A 16113-nucleotide genomic window follows, 5' to 3' on the forward strand; every position below is an offset into this window, starting at 1 on the left:
GGGCCTGGGCCGCCGGCCGAGGGCGGGGATCGAAGACCGGCGGCCCATTCCGCGCCGGAGCCGTCATCCCGCGCGGGGCTGAGACCAGTTGACCGCGCAACCAGGTGGGCGGGGAGCGCGCGCGAGGCACCGGCGTGTGCGCACGATTCACACGGGGCGCGTGAACGACTTCACGCGCCCCGCGTCAACTCCTCACCCCGTCTCACCACCCGCGCGCGTGCCACTCCGGCAGCTGCGGGCGTTCCGCGCCCAGCGTGGTGTCGTTGCCGTGGCCCGGGGAGACCCAGGTCTCGTCCGGCAGCACGGCGAAGATCTTCGTCTCGACGTCGTGGATCAGGCCGGCGAACGCCCGGGGATCCTTCCAGGTGTTGCCCACGCCGCCCGGGAAGTCCCAGGTTCTCTTGAATATTGGGATGTTCCCCGCGCCGTACCTCGTCTTCCTTCACACGTGGATCTTCGGGAATCCGCGCGTACCGTCGAAGAGGTTCAGTCGGCCAGTGAGCCGGCGAAGATCTGCCATGCCAGGAGTGACTTCGCCACGAGGCTGAGGACCAGGTAGGCCTTTTCGCCGTATGCGTAGTCGGACCACCGGCCGACTCCGCGGTACTGGAGCCACTGGTTGAGACCGAAGCTGAAGAAGAGGGCGGCCTGGACGAGAACGATTCCGTACACGAAGCCCGGGACGGTCTCGGCCGCGGCGGTGTTGTACGCGATCGAGACCCACGGCGTGACGCCGACCAGCGTCCCGAACCAGAACGGCAGCATCCTGGTCCTCGCCCGCCCCGGCGGGTTCATCTCCTCCTCGAGCCAGCCGAAGAGGATCATCCCGACGTTGGCGCCGACGACGGCGATGACGGCATTGAGGCCGGTGATGCCCGCGTAGAAGCCGATGAGGAGCACCATCAGGGTTGCGCTCAGTGCGTACTCCAGCCACCGGAAACGGTTGATGCCACGTCTGAGGTCGCGTTCGTATGTGTCGCGGCACACGGTCGCCGTCAGCAGGTGGTCCGCTGCCGCGAGGGCGAGGAAGACGGCGACGGCCCAGCCGATGGGCACGTCGAACAACGCTTCCGGGGCGGGCGCTGCCGTTCCCGGTGGCCCCTCGGGGACGGAGGAGGTCACGGTGATCGAGAAGCTTCCGGCGAGCAGGACGATGGCCACGGCCTGGATGAGGTGCAGCAGCGTGAGCGCCAGGTTCCACCTGCGGAGCCCAGTGAGACGTTCGGTGGTGACACCGGTGGCCACCGGTGTGCCGTCCTCTCGCTCCACAGGTTCTCCCCAGTGGCTGGTGCCGCGGTACGTCAGCATGGTCGTACCGGTCGGCCGGGAATCACGGCAGTCACGTCACAGCCTTGCCGGAAAGTCGCCCGAGTGGCGCCCGGGGATCCGCCGGAACCGTTGGTCTCCGGGGCGCCCCCCGAGATCTCTCCCCGGGTGTGGCTGGGGTTGCGGTGCCGGACGCGTCGTGGACTCTGGCGAAGTGCTGGCCGGGTGGGTGGAGGGGCACGGAGGTGATCACGGTTGTGGCGCCGATGCGGGCGGCGAACCGCGCCAGGGCACGGGCGGGTAGGCGGTGAAAGGGGTTGGTGCGGGCGGGGAGCAGGACGATGGCGTTGCGGTGATGACCGGCTACGGCGAAGGATTCGGTGTGGGGTGCGAGAACGGCTTCCGCCTGGTGGGTGAGGCGGCGGGGGCGGGCGATGTGGAGTAGGGCGTTGACGCTGAAGCCGTTGGAGCGGAAGGCGACCGCGGCGGTCACCGTGCGGCCGGTGCGGGCGGCGAGCTGGCCCGCGTGGGCGGCCACGTCCGCATCGGCGCGGGCGCCGGTCAGGACGGCCAGGACGCGACCGCCTTCCGGGCCGCCGGCGACGGTGTAGGCGTGGACGGGGGAGGTGTGGGGCGGTGCGGGGGTGCTGCGACGGTGGGGGCTGAGGGTGGTCATGACGGCCGTCCTTCCGGATGGTGCGGGCTGGCGGAGGGGGTCGAGGTGTGGGCGCCGGTGGCCGAGTGCGGCTGCATGTCGGACGTGCGGTCCGCCTGGGATGCGGTTTCGCTGCTGTCGCTGTCCTCGCCGCGGGTGGCAATAAGGGACGAGGCGATGGAGACGGTGATGGTGACGGCGATGACGCCGAGGGTCAGGGGGATGGGCAGCTTGCCGACGGGCGTCTCCGAGAGGATGAGCTTGACGCCGGCGAATGCGAGCAGCACCGCGAGTCCGTAGTGCAGATATTGGAAGCGGCGCAGCAGCCCGGCGAGGCAGAAGTACAGGCTGCGCAGGCCGAGGATGGCGAAGGCGTTGGCGGTCCAGACGATGAAGGTGTTGGTGGTGATGGCCAGGACGGCGGCGACGGAGTCGACCGCGAAGATGAGGTCGGTGGCCTCGATGGCGACCAAGACCACGAACAGCAGTGTGGCGAAGCGCTTGCCGCTGACGCGGATGAAGAACTTGTCGCCGTGGAAGCGAGGATCGGTGGGGATGATCTTCTTGACGAGTCGGACGACGGGGTTGCGGTCGGGGTGGACCTCCTCGTCCTTGGAGACGGCCATCTTGTAGCCGGTCCAGATCAGGAATGCCCCGAAGAGGTAGGCGGTCCAGAAGAAGACCTGCAGCAGTTCGGCGCCGATGAAGATGAACACCAGCCGGGCCGCGAGCGCGCCGATGACGCCCCAGAACAGGACCTTGTGCTGGTAGGCGTCGGGCACGGCGAAGAAGGAGAAGACCAGCGCGAAGACGAAGACGTTGTCAATCGACAGGGCCTTTTCGATCAGGTAGCCGGCGTAGTACGTCGACGATGCCTCGCCGCCCTGCCACGCCCACAGGATCAGGCCGAAGCCGAGGCCGATGGCGATCCACAGGCCGCTCCACAGCGCGGCCTCGCGGAAGCCGATCACGTGGTTGTCGCGGTGGGCGATCAGGTCGACGGCGAGCATCACGCCGATGCCGAGCGTGACCGCGGCCCATACCCACAGCGGGACGGCGAACGACAGTTCATTCATGGTGGATCGGCTTCCTCGTGCGGAGCGCAATGCAGGGGCGGACAGGAAGGCGGGGAGTGGTGCCCCGGGCCTGGCGGGCTTCGGAGGGCTGCCGGGCCCGGGCGCTGATGCAGTTCGTCCAGGCGTTCACCTCCCCGGTTCAGGCGGGCCGGCGGTCAGTGGTGTGGTGGCGGCGCGGGCGCAGGACGAGGACGAGGCACAGACCGCCGACGACCAGGTCCACGAGCGCAAGCAGCCACCAGGGGGCGAGCACGTGCAGGCCGTTCATCACGCCTCGATCCGTCTGGCCGTGGGCAGGCGGCGCTGGGCGAGCGTCCATACATTGCGCACCCCCGCGGGCGACAGGTCCGCCGGAGTCGGCCCCACGTCGGCGACAGGCACGGTCTCGCGGGTGGGTGCGACGGCGTAGACGAAGGGGCCGCCGCGCACGGCGGAGGCTTCGATCAGGCTGTGCGCGTCCAGACCGGCCGGCCCCCGGCTGGAGGCCACCACCAGCGGTGAATGGTGGCGGGCGGCCAAGGCCAGCACACCGCCCGCGGCCCGCAGCCTGGGCTGCCCTCCGCTCTCTGCCGGGACGCGGTGGGCGACCGGGATGTAGCCGACCCCGGCCGCGCGCAGCCGGGGCAGCACCTGGGCCAGGAACAGCCGCGCCGCCTGCGCGTCCACACGGGCGCGGTCCGGGACCTGTGACGGCGCGGGCAGGACGGCGACCAGCAGCACCGGAGCCTTGCGGGGAGCGGCCAGCCGCACGGCCGCGTCCACCACGGCCAGATCTTCGGGACGGTTGGTCACCAGTGCGGTGACCGGGTGCGGCAGGGACAGCGGCAGCACCGGAGAGCCGGTGTCTGCCGGGCGGGTCAGGGTCGGGATGGAGGTCTGGGGAGACATCGGGACCCCCTTTCAGCGGGGTCGAAGAGGGTGGTGAGGGTGCGTCCAGCGTCACCTGCCCCTCTGATTCCCGTCCTCGGTTACGCGAAAACTTTTTCGTCAATTATTTTTCGCGAAAGGTTGTTGGTAATGCGAAGTCGGCTTCGTATGATGAAGACCATGAGCCAGCCTTCCAGCGCGCGCGGCGACCAGTGGACCTTCCTGACCAACCACGCCCGGGTTCTGATCGCCCTCGCCCGTGACCCCGAGGCGCGCGGACGCGACGTCGCCGACGACATCGGCATCACCGAACGCGCCGTCCAGCTGATCGTCGCCGACCTCGAAGCGGCCGGATACCTCACTCGCGAGCGCGTCGGCCGCCGAAACCGCTACACCATCGATCCCACCGTCGCCCTGCGTCATCCCAGCGAGGCCGACCATCCCGTCGGCGACCTCCTGGCCACCTTCCTGCATCGCGAGGACACCCCCGTCGCCGATTCCGAGCGCACGGCCTCGTGACAGACGCCCAACCGGGCAGGCGGCACCAGGGTGTGCAGCAGCCGGTCCCGGCCGCCCTCTCCTCGTGGGGCGGCCGGGACCGATTCCTTTTGCCCGAGGCTCAGCGGGGCGGGCGGAAGGGGGCGCGTGATCCGGCTGCCACTGCACCGTACGAAAGGGGCGCGGTGTGCTCGGAACCAAAGGCCGGGGCCCGGCCGCGCCGTTCGACCGCTGGCTCGGCCCCGGGGGGCGAGGAGGCGGAAGAGCCCGACGAGGAAACATCCGGTCGGCAACCGGCGACCAGAACAACCGGCTACCGGGCCGAAATCAATCTCGGCGTCAACGGCTGTGCCGATGTCACCGAAACAGGTAGGCCTCCGGCCAAGATCAACGGGCGGTCGTCGTTGGACGGTTACCAGCCTCGTGCGCGCCACTCCGCGAGGTGGGGCCGCTCCGTGCCGATGGTGGTGTCGTTGCCGTGGCCGGGGTAGATCCACGTCTCGTCGGGCAGGACGTCGAACAGCTTGGTCTCCAGGCCGTCCATCAGGGAGTTGAACTCTTCCGGACGTGTTGTCCGACCAGGACCCCCCGGGAATGTCAGGGGTGGTGATCACACACCCCGGGGAGACCGGGACGGGCTGAAGAACCCAGCCAGTACCCGGCACGAAACGCCACAAGGACGTCATGAGCCACTCTCCAGTCGATCTGCATCCATCTGCCTGGACGGATGTCACGAGTAGGCGGAGGAATTCGCGGACCTCCGACGCGGCTCCGGGTGTCCGGAGTTCACGCATCTGTGTTTCCCTGACGATTCGGTGAGTTCAAGAACTCACAGGCGTGCGGTGGGGCGTCAGATCAGTGGCTGACACGCTCAGCGCCGAGACCAGAACGCCGGCGCCGCTCCTGGACGGCGGCGCTTTCCAGGGTCGTGGGGTTCATGCGCAAAGCAGCGGATTCCCTTCCTTCGTGTGCACGTGCCCGGCTTTCTCCGCCAAGGCCCCCGTGGGGAGCCGACAGTGGGTTGCACCGCCGGGTCCGGGATCCGGCGGCGTCCCGCCGAACAGCGCTACTGCAGAGGTGACACACCATGCCCACTACCAAGGCGAACGACCGCGTCGAGCTCGTCTTCTCCCTGTTCGACGCCGACGGCAACGGGGTTTTGGAGTCGGAGGACTTCGAGCTGATGGGCAAGCGGGTCATCGCAGCGGTGCCCGAGGCTGGCGACAACGCGAAGAGTAAGATGCTCGACGCCTTCCGCCGCTACGGGGAGACGCTCGTCCGCGAGCTGGACGCCAACGGCGACGGTCGGATCAGCCCCGAGGAGTTCACCGCGATCGTGCTCGACCCCCAGCGGTTCGACGCCACGGTCGACGAGTTCGCGGACGCCCTGGCCGCCATGGGCGATCCGGACGGCGACGGGTTCGTCGAGCGTCCCCACTTCACCGCCCTGATGACGGCCATCGGCTTCCAGCGCCTCAACATCGACGCCCTGTTCGACGCCTTCGAGCCAGTCGACGGCGACCGCGTCCCTGCGGTCACCTGGGCGGACGGCATCCGGGACTACTACCGCCCGGAGAAGGCCGGCATCCCCGGCGACCACCTCATCGTGGGCACGGCCCGATGACCCTTACCCAAGTTCCCGGACCGGGAGCCCAATTACATACCGCGAAGCCCGTCATCGGTCTGGCGGTCGGGCGGGGTACCGGGCCTGAGGTCGCGGACGTCTTCGAGCAAGTGCTCGGCGCGCTGACCGCAAGGCACCCGCACGGCGTGGCGATCGAGCGCTCCCCCCGCCTCTACCACTCATACGTCTCGCTCCGCGCCGAACGGGACGTGGCCAGGATTCGGGCGCTGACCGCCGAGGACGCGGACCACTACGAGCGGTTCTGCCGTACCCGGGCCGGGCAAGGCACCGAGGCGATCTTCCGCACCGCTATCAACGCTCAGTCTCTCTACCTCGTCCGGCAGCGGCTTCGCACCGTGAAGGTCGACCTCCTCACCGACGCCGGGCGCTCCCTGCTCCTGGTAAGGGATCAGGCCCAGGGCTTCTACACCGGGGACAACCGGCACAGGCCCGGCGAGGTCACCCGCACCATGACTTTCAGCCAGGAGATCACCGAGGCCGTGATCACCTATGGCCTGCGGCGAGCCCAGCACGAGTGGCCGGACGGGCACCTTGACCGCATCGTCATGGCCTACAAGTTCCATCTGCTGGACGGCGCCCTCGACGCCTGGGTGTCCGAACTCGCGGACCGGCTCGGCATACGCATCGATCTGTTCCAGCCGGACACGGTCAACCGTAACCTGATCACCCACGGCCTGCCCGACCGCACGCTGATCGTTGCCGGGAACGAGTGGGCCGACATCATGCACGTCATGCTGCTCGACCGGTTCGGCTCCGACCGGCAGGAGAACCGCTGCACCGAGAACGTGTGCCTCGACCCCGGGCTGGCCGGCCTGGTCGAGTACCAGACGGTGCACGGGTCCGCCGACGACCTCGCCGGGCAGGACCGGGTCAACCCGGTGGCGACGATCCGCGCGGCCGCGCTCGTCGCGGAACGCCACGCCGGATGCCCTGGAGCAGTACGCGCCACCGAGCAGGCTCTGCGAACTCTGGACGCGCGGGGCGTGCACACCCCGGACATAGGCGGGCGGCACTCCACCACCGCCGTGGTCGACGCCCTGCTCGACTTGCTCGACGTGCCCGAAGCCGACGGGACGCCGAAGGACGCTGCCCTGCTCGGCGGGTCATGACCAGCGGGGAACCGGACAGGACGGCCCTGGTCGTCGTGGACCTGCAGAACGACTTCTGCACCGGCCCGACGGCCCTGGCCCGCTTCGGCAATGATCCCACCGTTCTGGACACAGCTGTCGCCGGCTGTGTCCGCGCGGTGGCCGGGGCCCGCGAGCGCGGCGTGGAGGCGCTCTTCGTACGGTTCGTCGGCGACCCCGAGCACCAAGGGGCCGGCTGGCGGCTGCGGGACCGAACCCTCGGCAAGCAGTCCAAGTGCCTGGAGGGCTCATGGGGCGCAGAGTTCCACGCCATCGCCCCGGCCCCGGGCGAGCGGGTCTTCACCAAACGCGCCTGCTTCGACGCCTTCCTGGCCGAAGGCTTCGAGGCGCACCTCGCCGCGCGGGGCGTGGGCCACCTGGTCTTCGCCGGGCTGTACGCAGACGTGTGCGTGGACTCCACCGCCCGCTCGGCGTTCCAGAAGGGCTTCCACGTGACCCTCCTGACGGACTGCACCACCGCGCTGCATCTGCCGTACGACGCCGTGCTGCGGTTCATGCGCGCCGTCTACGGCGCCCGAACCACCACCGCGGACGACCCGCAGGCATGGACCGCACCCATGCTGCGCCCCGAGGAGGAGTAGTGCGTACTGCCGCGGGGCTGAACGCCGGTGTGGCCGAGGGCGTGGGCCGCACCGCCCTCCTGGTGGCCGCAGCCCGTGCCATCGAAAGTCATCGCCCCGACGCCCTGGCCCGGGACCCGTTCGCGGAGCACTTCGTGCGCGCGGCACCGTCCTCGGCCAGCTGGCCGGTCCGCCCGAAACAGGTGGCGGCCGATGAGGCCGACCCGCTGTGGGGCCGGCTCGGCCGGTACTTCGGTCTGCGCACCCGCGTCCTGGACGACCACCTGCTCCGCTCGGCGCACCGGGGCGTCCGGCAGGTGGTGCTGCTGGGGGCGGGCCTGGACTGCCGGGCGTTCCGGCTCGACTGGCCGCCGGGCTGCGTGGTCCACGAGGTGGACACCGCCGAGATGCTGGGGTTCAAACAGGTGGTGCTCGACCGGATCGGGGCCGCTCCTACGGCCAGGCGCCAGACCCTCACGGCCGACCTCCGGCTCGACTGGGCCCAGGCACTGCTGGCCGCGGGCTTCGACCCCGCAGCACCCACCGCATGGCTCGCCGAGGGCCTGCTGCTCTACCTTCCGGCGGCGGCCGAGCGCCACCTCATTGCCACGATCAACCGGCTGAGCCCGGCGGGCAGTTCCCTGGCGTACGAGATCAAGGACATCGCCGAGTCACCGCAGGTGCGAGCCAGCCCGGTCTACACCGCGGCGAGGCAGCGGATCGGCATCGACCTGCTCGCTCTGTTCGACAGCGAGCCACGCCCCGACTCGGCGGGCGAACTCGCCCAACAGGGCTGGACGGTGGCTGTCCACACCCCGTACGACTTCACCGCCGTGCACGGCCGTGGTCCCCGCCCGGAGCCGAACGACGCCTTGGCGGCCAACCGCTGGGTCTTCGCCTCGGCCCTCGGGTAGCGCTGCGCGGAGCAAAGGCGGGGCACATCGAGCGCCGGGGTTTCGACGGCCAGGACTTAGTGAGCAGGTGCCTACCGACTCGGCATCCTGACCGCAGGGAAGTGACGCGACCCGCAGGACTGAACACAAGAACATGACAGGGAACCACCACATTGCCCTCTCATAAAGTCTGCTTCGACTTGGCTTTTTCAGGTTCCCCGTTGATTAATCCGGCAAGTCAACAGCGGGACCCAACGGCACCGCTCCAACACGAAGGGGCCCGCCGCATCACCGCGGCGGGCCCTTCGTCGTGTCTGGGGGTGGCCGGCCTCTGCCCGTATACGGAGCAGGACCACCGTAGGCCTGCCGGGCGGGGACCGGTGGCGGCACACTAGCGCGGCTGGAGGGCCTTGCCGGACGTAGCGTGCGGGGATGCACTTCCGCTGGGACTGGATTGAGCGCGTGATGCCCGTGCCGTACGTGCCGACCCTCGGGCCGGTCCATCCGGGAAACTCGCTCCCTGACCTCTTCGATGCCGTGGTGTCGGTTGCCGGGACAGGCCGGTTCCTCCCTCACGACAAGGACCGTCGCTGGTCCAACCGGAAGGCGGAGCGCGTCCTCGGTCGCTACGGTCGCTGTGACCGCCTGGTCCCCTCGATCGGGGTCGGCGCACTGCTGTGGCCGGCGATGGGCGTGAGCGGCTGGGTCGCCAACCGCGGACGGAACTACCAGCCTCGCTCGCGCCACTCCGAGAGGTGGGGCCGTTCCGTGCCGATGGTCGTGTCGTTGCCGTGGCCGGGGTAGACCCAGGTCTCGTCGGGCAGGACGTCGAACAGCTTGGCCTCGAGGCCGTCCATCAGGGAGTTGAACTCTGCGGGCTGTGTTGTCCGACCAGGACCGCCCGGGAACAGGCAGTCGCCCGTGAAGACGTGGGGATGCCCGTGCGGGTCGTCGTAGACGAGCGCGATCGAGCCCGGTGTGTGCCCGACCAGGTGCCGCGCGGTGAGTTGGACGTTGCCCACCCGGACGGTGTCGCCGTCGTCGAGCAGGACGTCGGTGGGCACCGGGATGCCCTCGGCGTCCTCCCGGCCCGCGTACGTGCGCGCGCCCGTGGCCGCCACGACCTCGGCGAGCGCCTGCCAGTGGTCGCCGTGCCGGTGGGTGGTGACGACGGACGCGATGCCGTCGTCACCGATGGTCCCGAGCAGTGCCTGCGCGTCGTTCGCCGCGTCGATCAGCAACTGCTCGTCCGTGGCGCGGCAGCGCAGCAGATAGGCGTTGTTGTTCATCGGGCCGACGGCGACCTTGGTGATCATCAGGTCCTTGAGCTCGTGCACGTCCGCCGGACCGCCGACCGTCACCTCTCCGCTGTACGTCATGTCGGCCAGCCTATAGCGGCGGCAGGGCCGGGAGCGGACCGCCGGACACGTTCAGGCCGGATCCGTCGCGGCGTCCGGCGAGCCAGCCCAGGAGGTCGGCCGGGGCTCCCGTGACGGTCACCTCCGGCTCGTCGGCCTCCCGTCCCGTGCGCCACGCGCGCGTGCCGTCGGTCAGCCGGGTCGGCGGGACGTCGGGATGTCCGGCGAAGCGGTCCGCGAGGAAGTCGGTCTCGCGCTCGGTGAACTCCTGGGGCAGATCCTCCAGCGCGTAGCCGATGCCGAGGTCGACGTGGTGCAGCTCGACCTCCGCCCAGCGTCGGAAGGGCACCCGGGACGCCCGGTCCGTGACGCCGTTGCGCAGTTCCACCGTGCGCGACCAGTCGGCGGGCACGGCCGCGGCCGCCTGGAAGCGGGCCGCGCTCTCCCGCAGGTCGGCGAGCTGGACCTCCAGGGGGCGCGGGGCGTCCCGGTCGATGTCGGCGTCGCGGACGGTGGCGTCGGCGTACATGGGGCGGCCCTCGAAGACGTTCACCAGGGCGTCCGCGTTGCGCGCGAGGTGGGCGAGGACGTGCCCCCTGCTCCAGCCGGGCAGCAGCGAGGGCTCGGCCGTCGCCGCGTCGTCCAGTTTGCCGACCGCGGTCAGGAGCCGGTCGGTCGCTTCACGTACAGCCACCAGGTCATGAGCGTGATCATTCATGCCGCTGACCCTAGCCCCGCCACTCCTTCGGGTGAAGGTGGCGGACCACGGCCCAAAATCGAATGTGCGTGCTATAGGGTCGGTGGCGGCATCGGGCATGCTGGATGACCGGGGATTGTTGTGAACCGAAGCATCCGAACCGGCGCTGTCAGTGGCTCCCCCTAGTCTGAGAACGACGGGGGCCCCGCCCCTGTCACCCCTCTCCAGGAAGAAAGGTGCGGACCGGCGTGGCCGACCGTCTCATCGTCCGTGGCGCGCGCGAGCACAACCTCAAGAATGTCTCGCTCGACCTGCCGCGCGACTCGCTCATCGTCTTCACGGGCCTGTCGGGGTCGGGCAAGTCCTCGCTGGCCTTCGACACCATCTTCGCCGAGGGGCAGCGGCGCTACGTGGAGTCGCTCTCCTCGTACGCCCGCCAGTTCCTCGGCCAGATGGACAAGCCGGACGTCGACTTCATCGAAGGTCTCTCGCCGGCCGTCTCCATCGACCAGAAGTCGACCTCGCGCAACCCGCGCTCGACGGTCGGCACCATCACCGAGGTCTACGACTACCTGCGGCTGCTCTTCGCGCGCATCGGCAAGCCGCACTGTCCCGAGTGCGGCCGCCCGATCTCCCGCCAGTCGCCGCAGGCCATCGTCGACCGGGTCCTGGAGCTGCCCGAGGGCAGCCGCTTCCAGGTGCTCTCGCCGCTGGTGCGCGAGCGCAAGGGGGAGTTCGTCGACCTCTTCGCCGACCTCCAGACCAAGGGCTACTCCCGCGCGCGCGTGGACGGCGAGACGATCCAGCTCTCCAGCCCGCCCACGCTGAAGAAGCAGGAGAAGCACACCATCGAGGTGGTCATCGACCGCCTCACGGTCAAGGACTCCGCCAAGCGCCGCCTCACCGACTCCGTGGAGACCGCCCTCGGTCTCTCCGGCGGCATGGTCGTGCTCGACTTCGTCGACCTCCCCGAGGACGACCCCGAGCGCGAGCGCATGTTCTCGGAGCACCTCTACTGCCCGTACGACGACCTGTCCTTCGAGGAGCTGGAGCCCCGCTCCTTCTCCTTCAACTCGCCCTTCGGCGCCTGCCCCGAGTGCACCGGCATCGGCACGCGCATGGAGGTCGACCCCGAGCTGATCGTCCCGGACGAGGACAAGTCCCTCGACGAGGGTGCCATCCACCCCTGGTCGCACGGCCACACCAAGGACTACTTCGGCCGTCTGACCGGCGCCCTCGCGGACGCGCTGGGCTTCCGGACCGACATCCCCTTCGCGGGGCTGCCGCAGCGCGCCAAGAAGGCCCTGCTGTACGGCCACAAGACCCAGATCGAGGTCCGCTACCGCAACCGCTACGGCCGCGAGCGCGTGTACACCACGCCCTTCGAGGGCGCCGTCCCGTTCGTCAAGCGCCGGCACGGCGAGGCGGAGAGCGACGCCAGCCGCGAGCGCTTCGAGGGCTATATGCGCGAGGTGCCCTGCCCCACCTGCGAGGGCACGCGCCTGAAGCCGATCGTCCTCGCGGTCACCGTCATGGAGAAGTCGATCGCCGAGGTCTCCGCGATGTCCATCAGCGACTGCGCGGAGTTCCTGGGCGAGCTGAAGCTCAACGCCCGTGACAAGAAGATCGCCGAACGCGTCCTGAAGGAGGTCAACGAACGACTGCGCTTCCTGGTCGACGTCGGCCTCGACTACCTCTCCCTCAACCGCGCGGCCGGCACCCTCTCCGGCGGCGAGGCCCAGCGCATCCGCCTGGCCACCCAGATCGGCTCGGGACTCGTCGGCGTGCTCTACGTCCTCGACGAGCCCTCCATCGGCCTGCACCAGCGCGACAACCACCGGCTGATCGAGACCCTGGTCCGGCTGCGCGACATGGGCAACACGCTCATCGTCGTCGAGCACGACGAGGACACCATCAAGGTCGCCGACTGGGTCGTCGACATCGGCCCCGGCGCGGGCGAGCACGGCGGCAAGGTCGTGCACAGCGGTTCCCTGAAGGAGCTGCTCGCCAACGCCGAGTCGCAGACCGGTCAGTACCTGGCCGGCAAGAAGTCGATCCCGCTGCCGGACATCCGGCGCCCGCGCGACCCCTCCCGGCAGCTCACCGTGCACGGCGCCCGCGAGAACAACCTCCAGGACATCGACGTGTCCTTCCCGCTGGGCGTGTTCACGGCCGTCACCGGAGTCTCCGGCTCCGGCAAGTCCACCCTGGTCAACGACATCCTGTACACCCACCTGGCCCGCGAGCTGAACGGCGCGAGGAACGTCCCGGGACGGCACACCCGGGTGGACGGCGACGACCTCGTCGACAAGGTCGTGCACGTCGACCAGTCGCCCATCGGCCGTACCCCCCGCTCCAACCCGGCCACGTACACCGGTGTCTTCGACCACGTCCGCAAGCTGTTCGCCGAGACCACCGAGGCGAAGGTCCGCGGCTACCAGCCCGGCCGCTTCTCCTTCAACGTCAAGGGCGGCCGCTGCGAGAACTGCGCGGGCGACGGCACGATCAAGATCGAGATGAACTTCCTCCCGGACGTCTACGTCCCGTGCGAGGTCTGCCACGGCGCCCGGTACAACCGGGAGACCCTGGAGGTCCACTACAAGGGCAAGTCCATCGCGGACGTGCTGAACATGCCGATCGAGGAGGCCGCGGACTTCTTCGAGGCGGTCCCGGCGATCGCCCGCCACCTCAACACCCTGAAGGACGTCGGTCTCGGCTACGTCCGGCTCGGACAGTCCGCGACCACCCTCTCCGGCGGTGAGGCCCAGCGTGTCAAGCTCGCCAGCGAGCTCCAGCGCCGCTCCACCGGCCGCACGGTCTACGTCCTGGACGAGCCGACCACGGGCCTGCACTTCGAGGACATCAGCAAGCTCCTCAAGGTCCTCGCGGGTCTCGTCGACAAGGGCAACACGGTCATCGTCATCGAGCACAACCTCGACGTGATCAAGACCGCCGACTGGGTCGTCGACATGGGCCCCGAGGGCGGCGCGGGCGGTGGCCTGGTCGTCGCCGAGGGCACACCGGAGGAGGTCGCCGGAGTCCCGGCGAGCCACACCGGCAAGTTCCTGCGCGAGATCCTCGGCGCCGACCGCGTCAGCGACGCGGCGCCGGCGAAGGCCCCGCGCAGAACGGCGGCCAAGAAGACGGCCGCGGCAAGGACCGCCGACGGCCCGGCGGCGAAGACGGCCACCGCGGCGGCCAGGAAGGCCGCTCCCGCGAAGAGGACGACCCGGGCCCGCAAGGCCTGAGCCGCACGGCGGGCTCAACCCGCCACAAGCCCCTGCACGGCGCCCCCGGGAACCTCCCCGCGGGGCGCCGCGTGCCGCACCGGGCCCTGCCCTCAGCCCCGGACCGCCCACGGGGCGCCCAGTTCCGCGGCGTACGGCGGTTCCGCGCCCGCCCGGGAGCAGGTGATCGCCGCCGCGCGGGCGGCGAACCCCAGCAGTTCCTGCCAGCCCTCGGCGCCCAGCCCCGCGAGGCCGGCCGGGGACAGGGCGTCCCGCACCGACAGGCCGTGCAGCAGCGCCGCGTTCACGGTGTCCCCGGCCCCGATCGTGTCCACGACGTCGACCGGCTCACCCGGGACGGCGTACACGGCGTGGTCACCGGTGACGACGCTCAGCCCCGCGGCGCCGTGCGTGATCACGACGGCCGACGGACCGGCCGACAGCCACTCGTGCGGAGTGCCGCCCAGCCACCGGGCGTCCTCCTCCGAGAGCTTGAGCAGGTCCACCGAGGGCAGCCAGCCCTTGAAACGGGCCCGGTAGGCGTCGGCGTCGGGGATCAGCCCCGGACGGATGTTCGGATCGAGGACGGTGAACACGCCCTGCGCGGCCGCGGTCCGCAACAGCTCCTCGTACGCGCTCGCCCCCGGCTCCAGCACCAGCGAACAGGTGCCGAAGGACACCGCGCGCGTCCCCGCGGGGAGGGCGGCCGGGGCGGTGAACAGACGGTCGGCGGTGCCTTCGACGTAGAAGGAGTACGCCGCGGAGCCCCCGTCGCCGACCGTGGCGACCGCGAGAGTGGTCGGCTCCGGGCCCCGCTGCACGGCGGAGGCGTCCACCCCCGCCTCCCGCAGCCCGCCGAGCAGCGCCTCCCCGAACGCGTCGTAGGACACCCGGGAGCAGAAGGCGGTCGGCGCGCCCAGCCGGCCGAGGGCCACAGCCGTGTTGAACGGCCCGCCGCCGAGCGCCGGCCGCAGCGCCGCGAGGGCACCCGTACCCGCCGGGACCAGGTCGATGAGGGCCTCACCGGCGACGACGATCACGGGGCGGTTCCTTTCGCGGACACTGCGGGCTGCTCCCGCCGAGTCTGCCCGCTCCCCGAGCCGACGCGGGACGGAACGGGCGAGTCCGGACGTCGTCACCCCCGCGGAACGCCCCGGACGCCTCCCCCGCTCACTCCCAGTCCCAGCCGATGCCCACCATCCCCGACCGCACCCGGGGCTCGACGAGGTGGACCGAACAGTGACGGAAGCTGAGCGGCAGCTCCTGCCGGCCGCCGCGCGGCGCCGCCGCCGAGTGCTGGGTGAAGCGGTGGCAGCGCACGGGCAGCGCCTGCTCGGCGAACCGGATCTGGAGCGCGTACTGGCCGCCCGCCGCGCCGAAACCCCGGACGTACTCCCGGCAGACGTCGGCGGTGCCGTCCTCGACGGAATAGCGGAAGAGAAACGTCTCACCAGCCTGCAGCCGGGTGTCGAACAGCAGCTCGGCCACCAGGACGCCGGTGTCGTGGTGGCGGCGGACCCGTCCGGTGCGGCAGTTCTCCAGGGCGTGCACGGTCATCCGTTCGGGCGCGCAGCCCGGATCCCCCTGGTGGACGGCGAGGAAGCGGTCGACGCCGTCACGGTGGGCGCGCACGATGTGCTGGGACTCGCGGCCCAGCAGCTCACGGCGCGCCCCTATGCGGACGCGCTCGTGATGGCCCAGGGTGTGCAGCCCGCTGTCGAGTGGGTACTCCAGTTCGGCGTGCAGGCGTTCCAGGACGCCGGAGGCCTCCAGGACGGAGCGGTAGGACCGGCCCGTGGGCTGCCCGGCGGCGGCCGTGGCGCCGGTGCGCGCGCCCGAGTCCTCCAGCAGCCGGATCAGGGACTCGTCCGGGAGGCGGAGGATCTCCTCCAGCGCGCGGACCGCCCGCAGCGACTCCGGACGCTGGGGACGCCGGGCCCCCTGCTGCCAGTAACTCAGGCTCGTGACGCCGACCTTGACCCCGTGGCGCGACAGATGGTGCTGGACGCGCTGCAGAGGCAGTCCGCGGGCGGCGATCGCGGCACGCAGCGCGACATGGAACGGGCCGCCCCGCAGGACCGTGTCCAGTCCCGCGACGGCGACGTCCTCGACGGCGTCCGCGTGCTGTGTGGCGTGCGGCATGCAGGGGCCTTTCTGTGAAAGCTCGCGACGGCTGGTCGGACCGCGCGTGAGGGGTCGGGGCTTCCCCGCTGACGCCGGGGG

General features: G+C 70.5%; 15 protein-coding genes and 2 pseudogenes. 6 read left to right on the plus strand and 11 right to left on the minus strand.

What is annotated here, in order from left to right:
* Positions 1 to 202 precede the first annotated feature (202 nt).
* From U5640_RS33960 to U5640_RS33985, 6 genes and pseudogenes are all read right to left on the minus strand, one after another.
* Positions 203 to 388: pseudogene (locus U5640_RS33960) on the minus strand (MBL fold metallo-hydrolase); the annotation flags it as partial.
* A 98-nt stretch (positions 389 to 486) separates the two neighbouring features.
* On the minus strand, positions 487 to 1269 hold the full coding sequence (heR, locus tag U5640_RS33965) for a heliorhodopsin HeR (RefSeq protein WP_340381031.1): 783 nt from the start codon (positions 1267 to 1269) through the stop codon (positions 487 to 489).
* Positions 1270 to 1339: 70 nt separating this feature from the next.
* Entirely contained in the window at positions 1340 to 1942 is a 603-nt protein-coding gene (locus tag U5640_RS33970; RefSeq protein ID WP_340381033.1) for a hypothetical protein, read from the minus strand.
* Complete coding sequence (locus U5640_RS33975; protein WP_340381035.1) at positions 1939 to 2997, minus strand: TerC family protein; 1059 nt, start codon at positions 2995 to 2997, stop codon at positions 1939 to 1941. Before U5640_RS33975 ends, U5640_RS33970 begins: the two co-directional genes overlap by 4 nt.
* 139 nt (positions 2998 to 3136) lie before the next feature.
* Positions 3137 to 3265, minus strand: coding sequence for a hypothetical protein (locus tag U5640_RS33980; protein WP_340381037.1), 129 nt, complete (start codon positions 3263 to 3265; stop codon positions 3137 to 3139).
* Positions 3265 to 3885: a universal stress protein gene (locus tag U5640_RS33985; RefSeq protein ID WP_340381039.1), complete on the minus strand. Its 621-nt coding sequence runs from the start codon at positions 3883 to 3885 to the stop codon at positions 3265 to 3267. Before U5640_RS33985 ends, U5640_RS33980 begins: the two co-directional genes overlap by 1 nt.
* Before the next feature lie 159 nt (positions 3886 to 4044).
* On the opposite strand from U5640_RS33985, the gene U5640_RS33990 reads away from it, so the two are divergent.
* A complete protein-coding gene (locus U5640_RS33990) occupies positions 4045 to 4383 on the plus strand; it encodes a winged helix-turn-helix domain-containing protein (protein WP_340381041.1) in 339 nt (112 codons plus the stop codon).
* 391 nt (positions 4384 to 4774) lie between these two features.
* On the opposite strand, the pseudogene U5640_RS33995 reads toward U5640_RS33990, so the two are convergent.
* Positions 4775 to 4957, minus strand: a pseudogene (locus U5640_RS33995) (MBL fold metallo-hydrolase); the annotation flags it as partial.
* A gap of 492 nt (positions 4958 to 5449) precedes the next feature.
* Here U5640_RS33995 and U5640_RS34000 point away from each other — a divergent pair.
* From U5640_RS34000 to U5640_RS34015, 4 genes are read left to right on the plus strand one after another with little or no spacing between them, the layout of a single operon-like run.
* Positions 5450 to 5986, plus strand: a complete 537-nt coding sequence (locus U5640_RS34000) for an EF-hand domain-containing protein (RefSeq protein ID WP_340381043.1) — start codon at positions 5450 to 5452, stop codon at positions 5984 to 5986.
* Positions 5983 to 7116 carry an isocitrate/isopropylmalate family dehydrogenase gene (locus U5640_RS34005; RefSeq protein WP_340381045.1) on the plus strand — a complete coding sequence of 378 codons (1134 nt, stop codon included), beginning with the start codon at positions 5983 to 5985 and terminating at the stop codon, positions 7114 to 7116. The genes U5640_RS34000 and U5640_RS34005 overlap by 4 nt, the downstream gene beginning before the upstream one ends.
* On the plus strand, positions 7113 to 7736 hold the full coding sequence (locus U5640_RS34010) for an isochorismatase family cysteine hydrolase (protein WP_340381047.1): 624 nt from the start codon (positions 7113 to 7115) through the stop codon (positions 7734 to 7736). Before U5640_RS34005 ends, U5640_RS34010 begins: the two co-directional genes overlap by 4 nt.
* Entirely contained in the window at positions 7736 to 8629 is an 894-nt protein-coding gene (locus U5640_RS34015; protein ID WP_340381049.1) for an SAM-dependent methyltransferase, read from the plus strand. The genes U5640_RS34010 and U5640_RS34015 overlap by 1 nt, the downstream gene beginning before the upstream one ends.
* Positions 8630 to 9333: 704 nt before the next feature.
* On the opposite strand, the gene U5640_RS34020 is transcribed toward U5640_RS34015, so the two are convergent.
* A complete protein-coding gene (locus U5640_RS34020) occupies positions 9334 to 9987 on the minus strand; it encodes an MBL fold metallo-hydrolase (RefSeq protein WP_340381051.1) in 654 nt (217 codons plus the stop codon).
* 10 nt (positions 9988 to 9997) lie between these two features.
* Positions 9998 to 10684, minus strand: coding sequence for a maleylpyruvate isomerase family mycothiol-dependent enzyme (locus tag U5640_RS34025; RefSeq protein WP_340381053.1), 687 nt, complete (start codon positions 10682 to 10684; stop codon positions 9998 to 10000).
* Between the two features lie 227 nt (positions 10685 to 10911).
* On the opposite strand from U5640_RS34025, the gene uvrA reads away from it, so the two are divergent.
* Complete coding sequence (gene uvrA / locus U5640_RS34030; RefSeq protein WP_340381055.1) at positions 10912 to 13911, plus strand: excinuclease ABC subunit UvrA; 3000 nt, start codon at positions 10912 to 10914, stop codon at positions 13909 to 13911.
* Positions 13912 to 14003: 92 nt separating this feature from the next.
* Here the strand turns inward: uvrA and U5640_RS34035 are convergent, their stop codons facing one another.
* Both U5640_RS34035 and U5640_RS34040 read right to left on the minus strand, forming a co-directional pair.
* Positions 14004 to 14930, minus strand: a complete 927-nt coding sequence (locus U5640_RS34035) for a carbohydrate kinase (RefSeq protein ID WP_340381057.1) — start codon at positions 14928 to 14930, stop codon at positions 14004 to 14006.
* Positions 14931 to 15060: 130 nt separating this feature from the next.
* Positions 15061 to 16032: a hypothetical protein gene (locus U5640_RS34040; protein WP_340381059.1), complete on the minus strand. Its 972-nt coding sequence runs from the start codon at positions 16030 to 16032 to the stop codon at positions 15061 to 15063.
* Positions 16033 to 16113: the final 81 nt, after the last annotated feature.

It is taken from the genome of Streptomyces sp. SS7, from assembly GCF_037993025.1.
Taxonomy (GTDB): Bacteria; Actinomycetota; Actinomycetes; order Streptomycetales; family Streptomycetaceae; genus Streptomyces.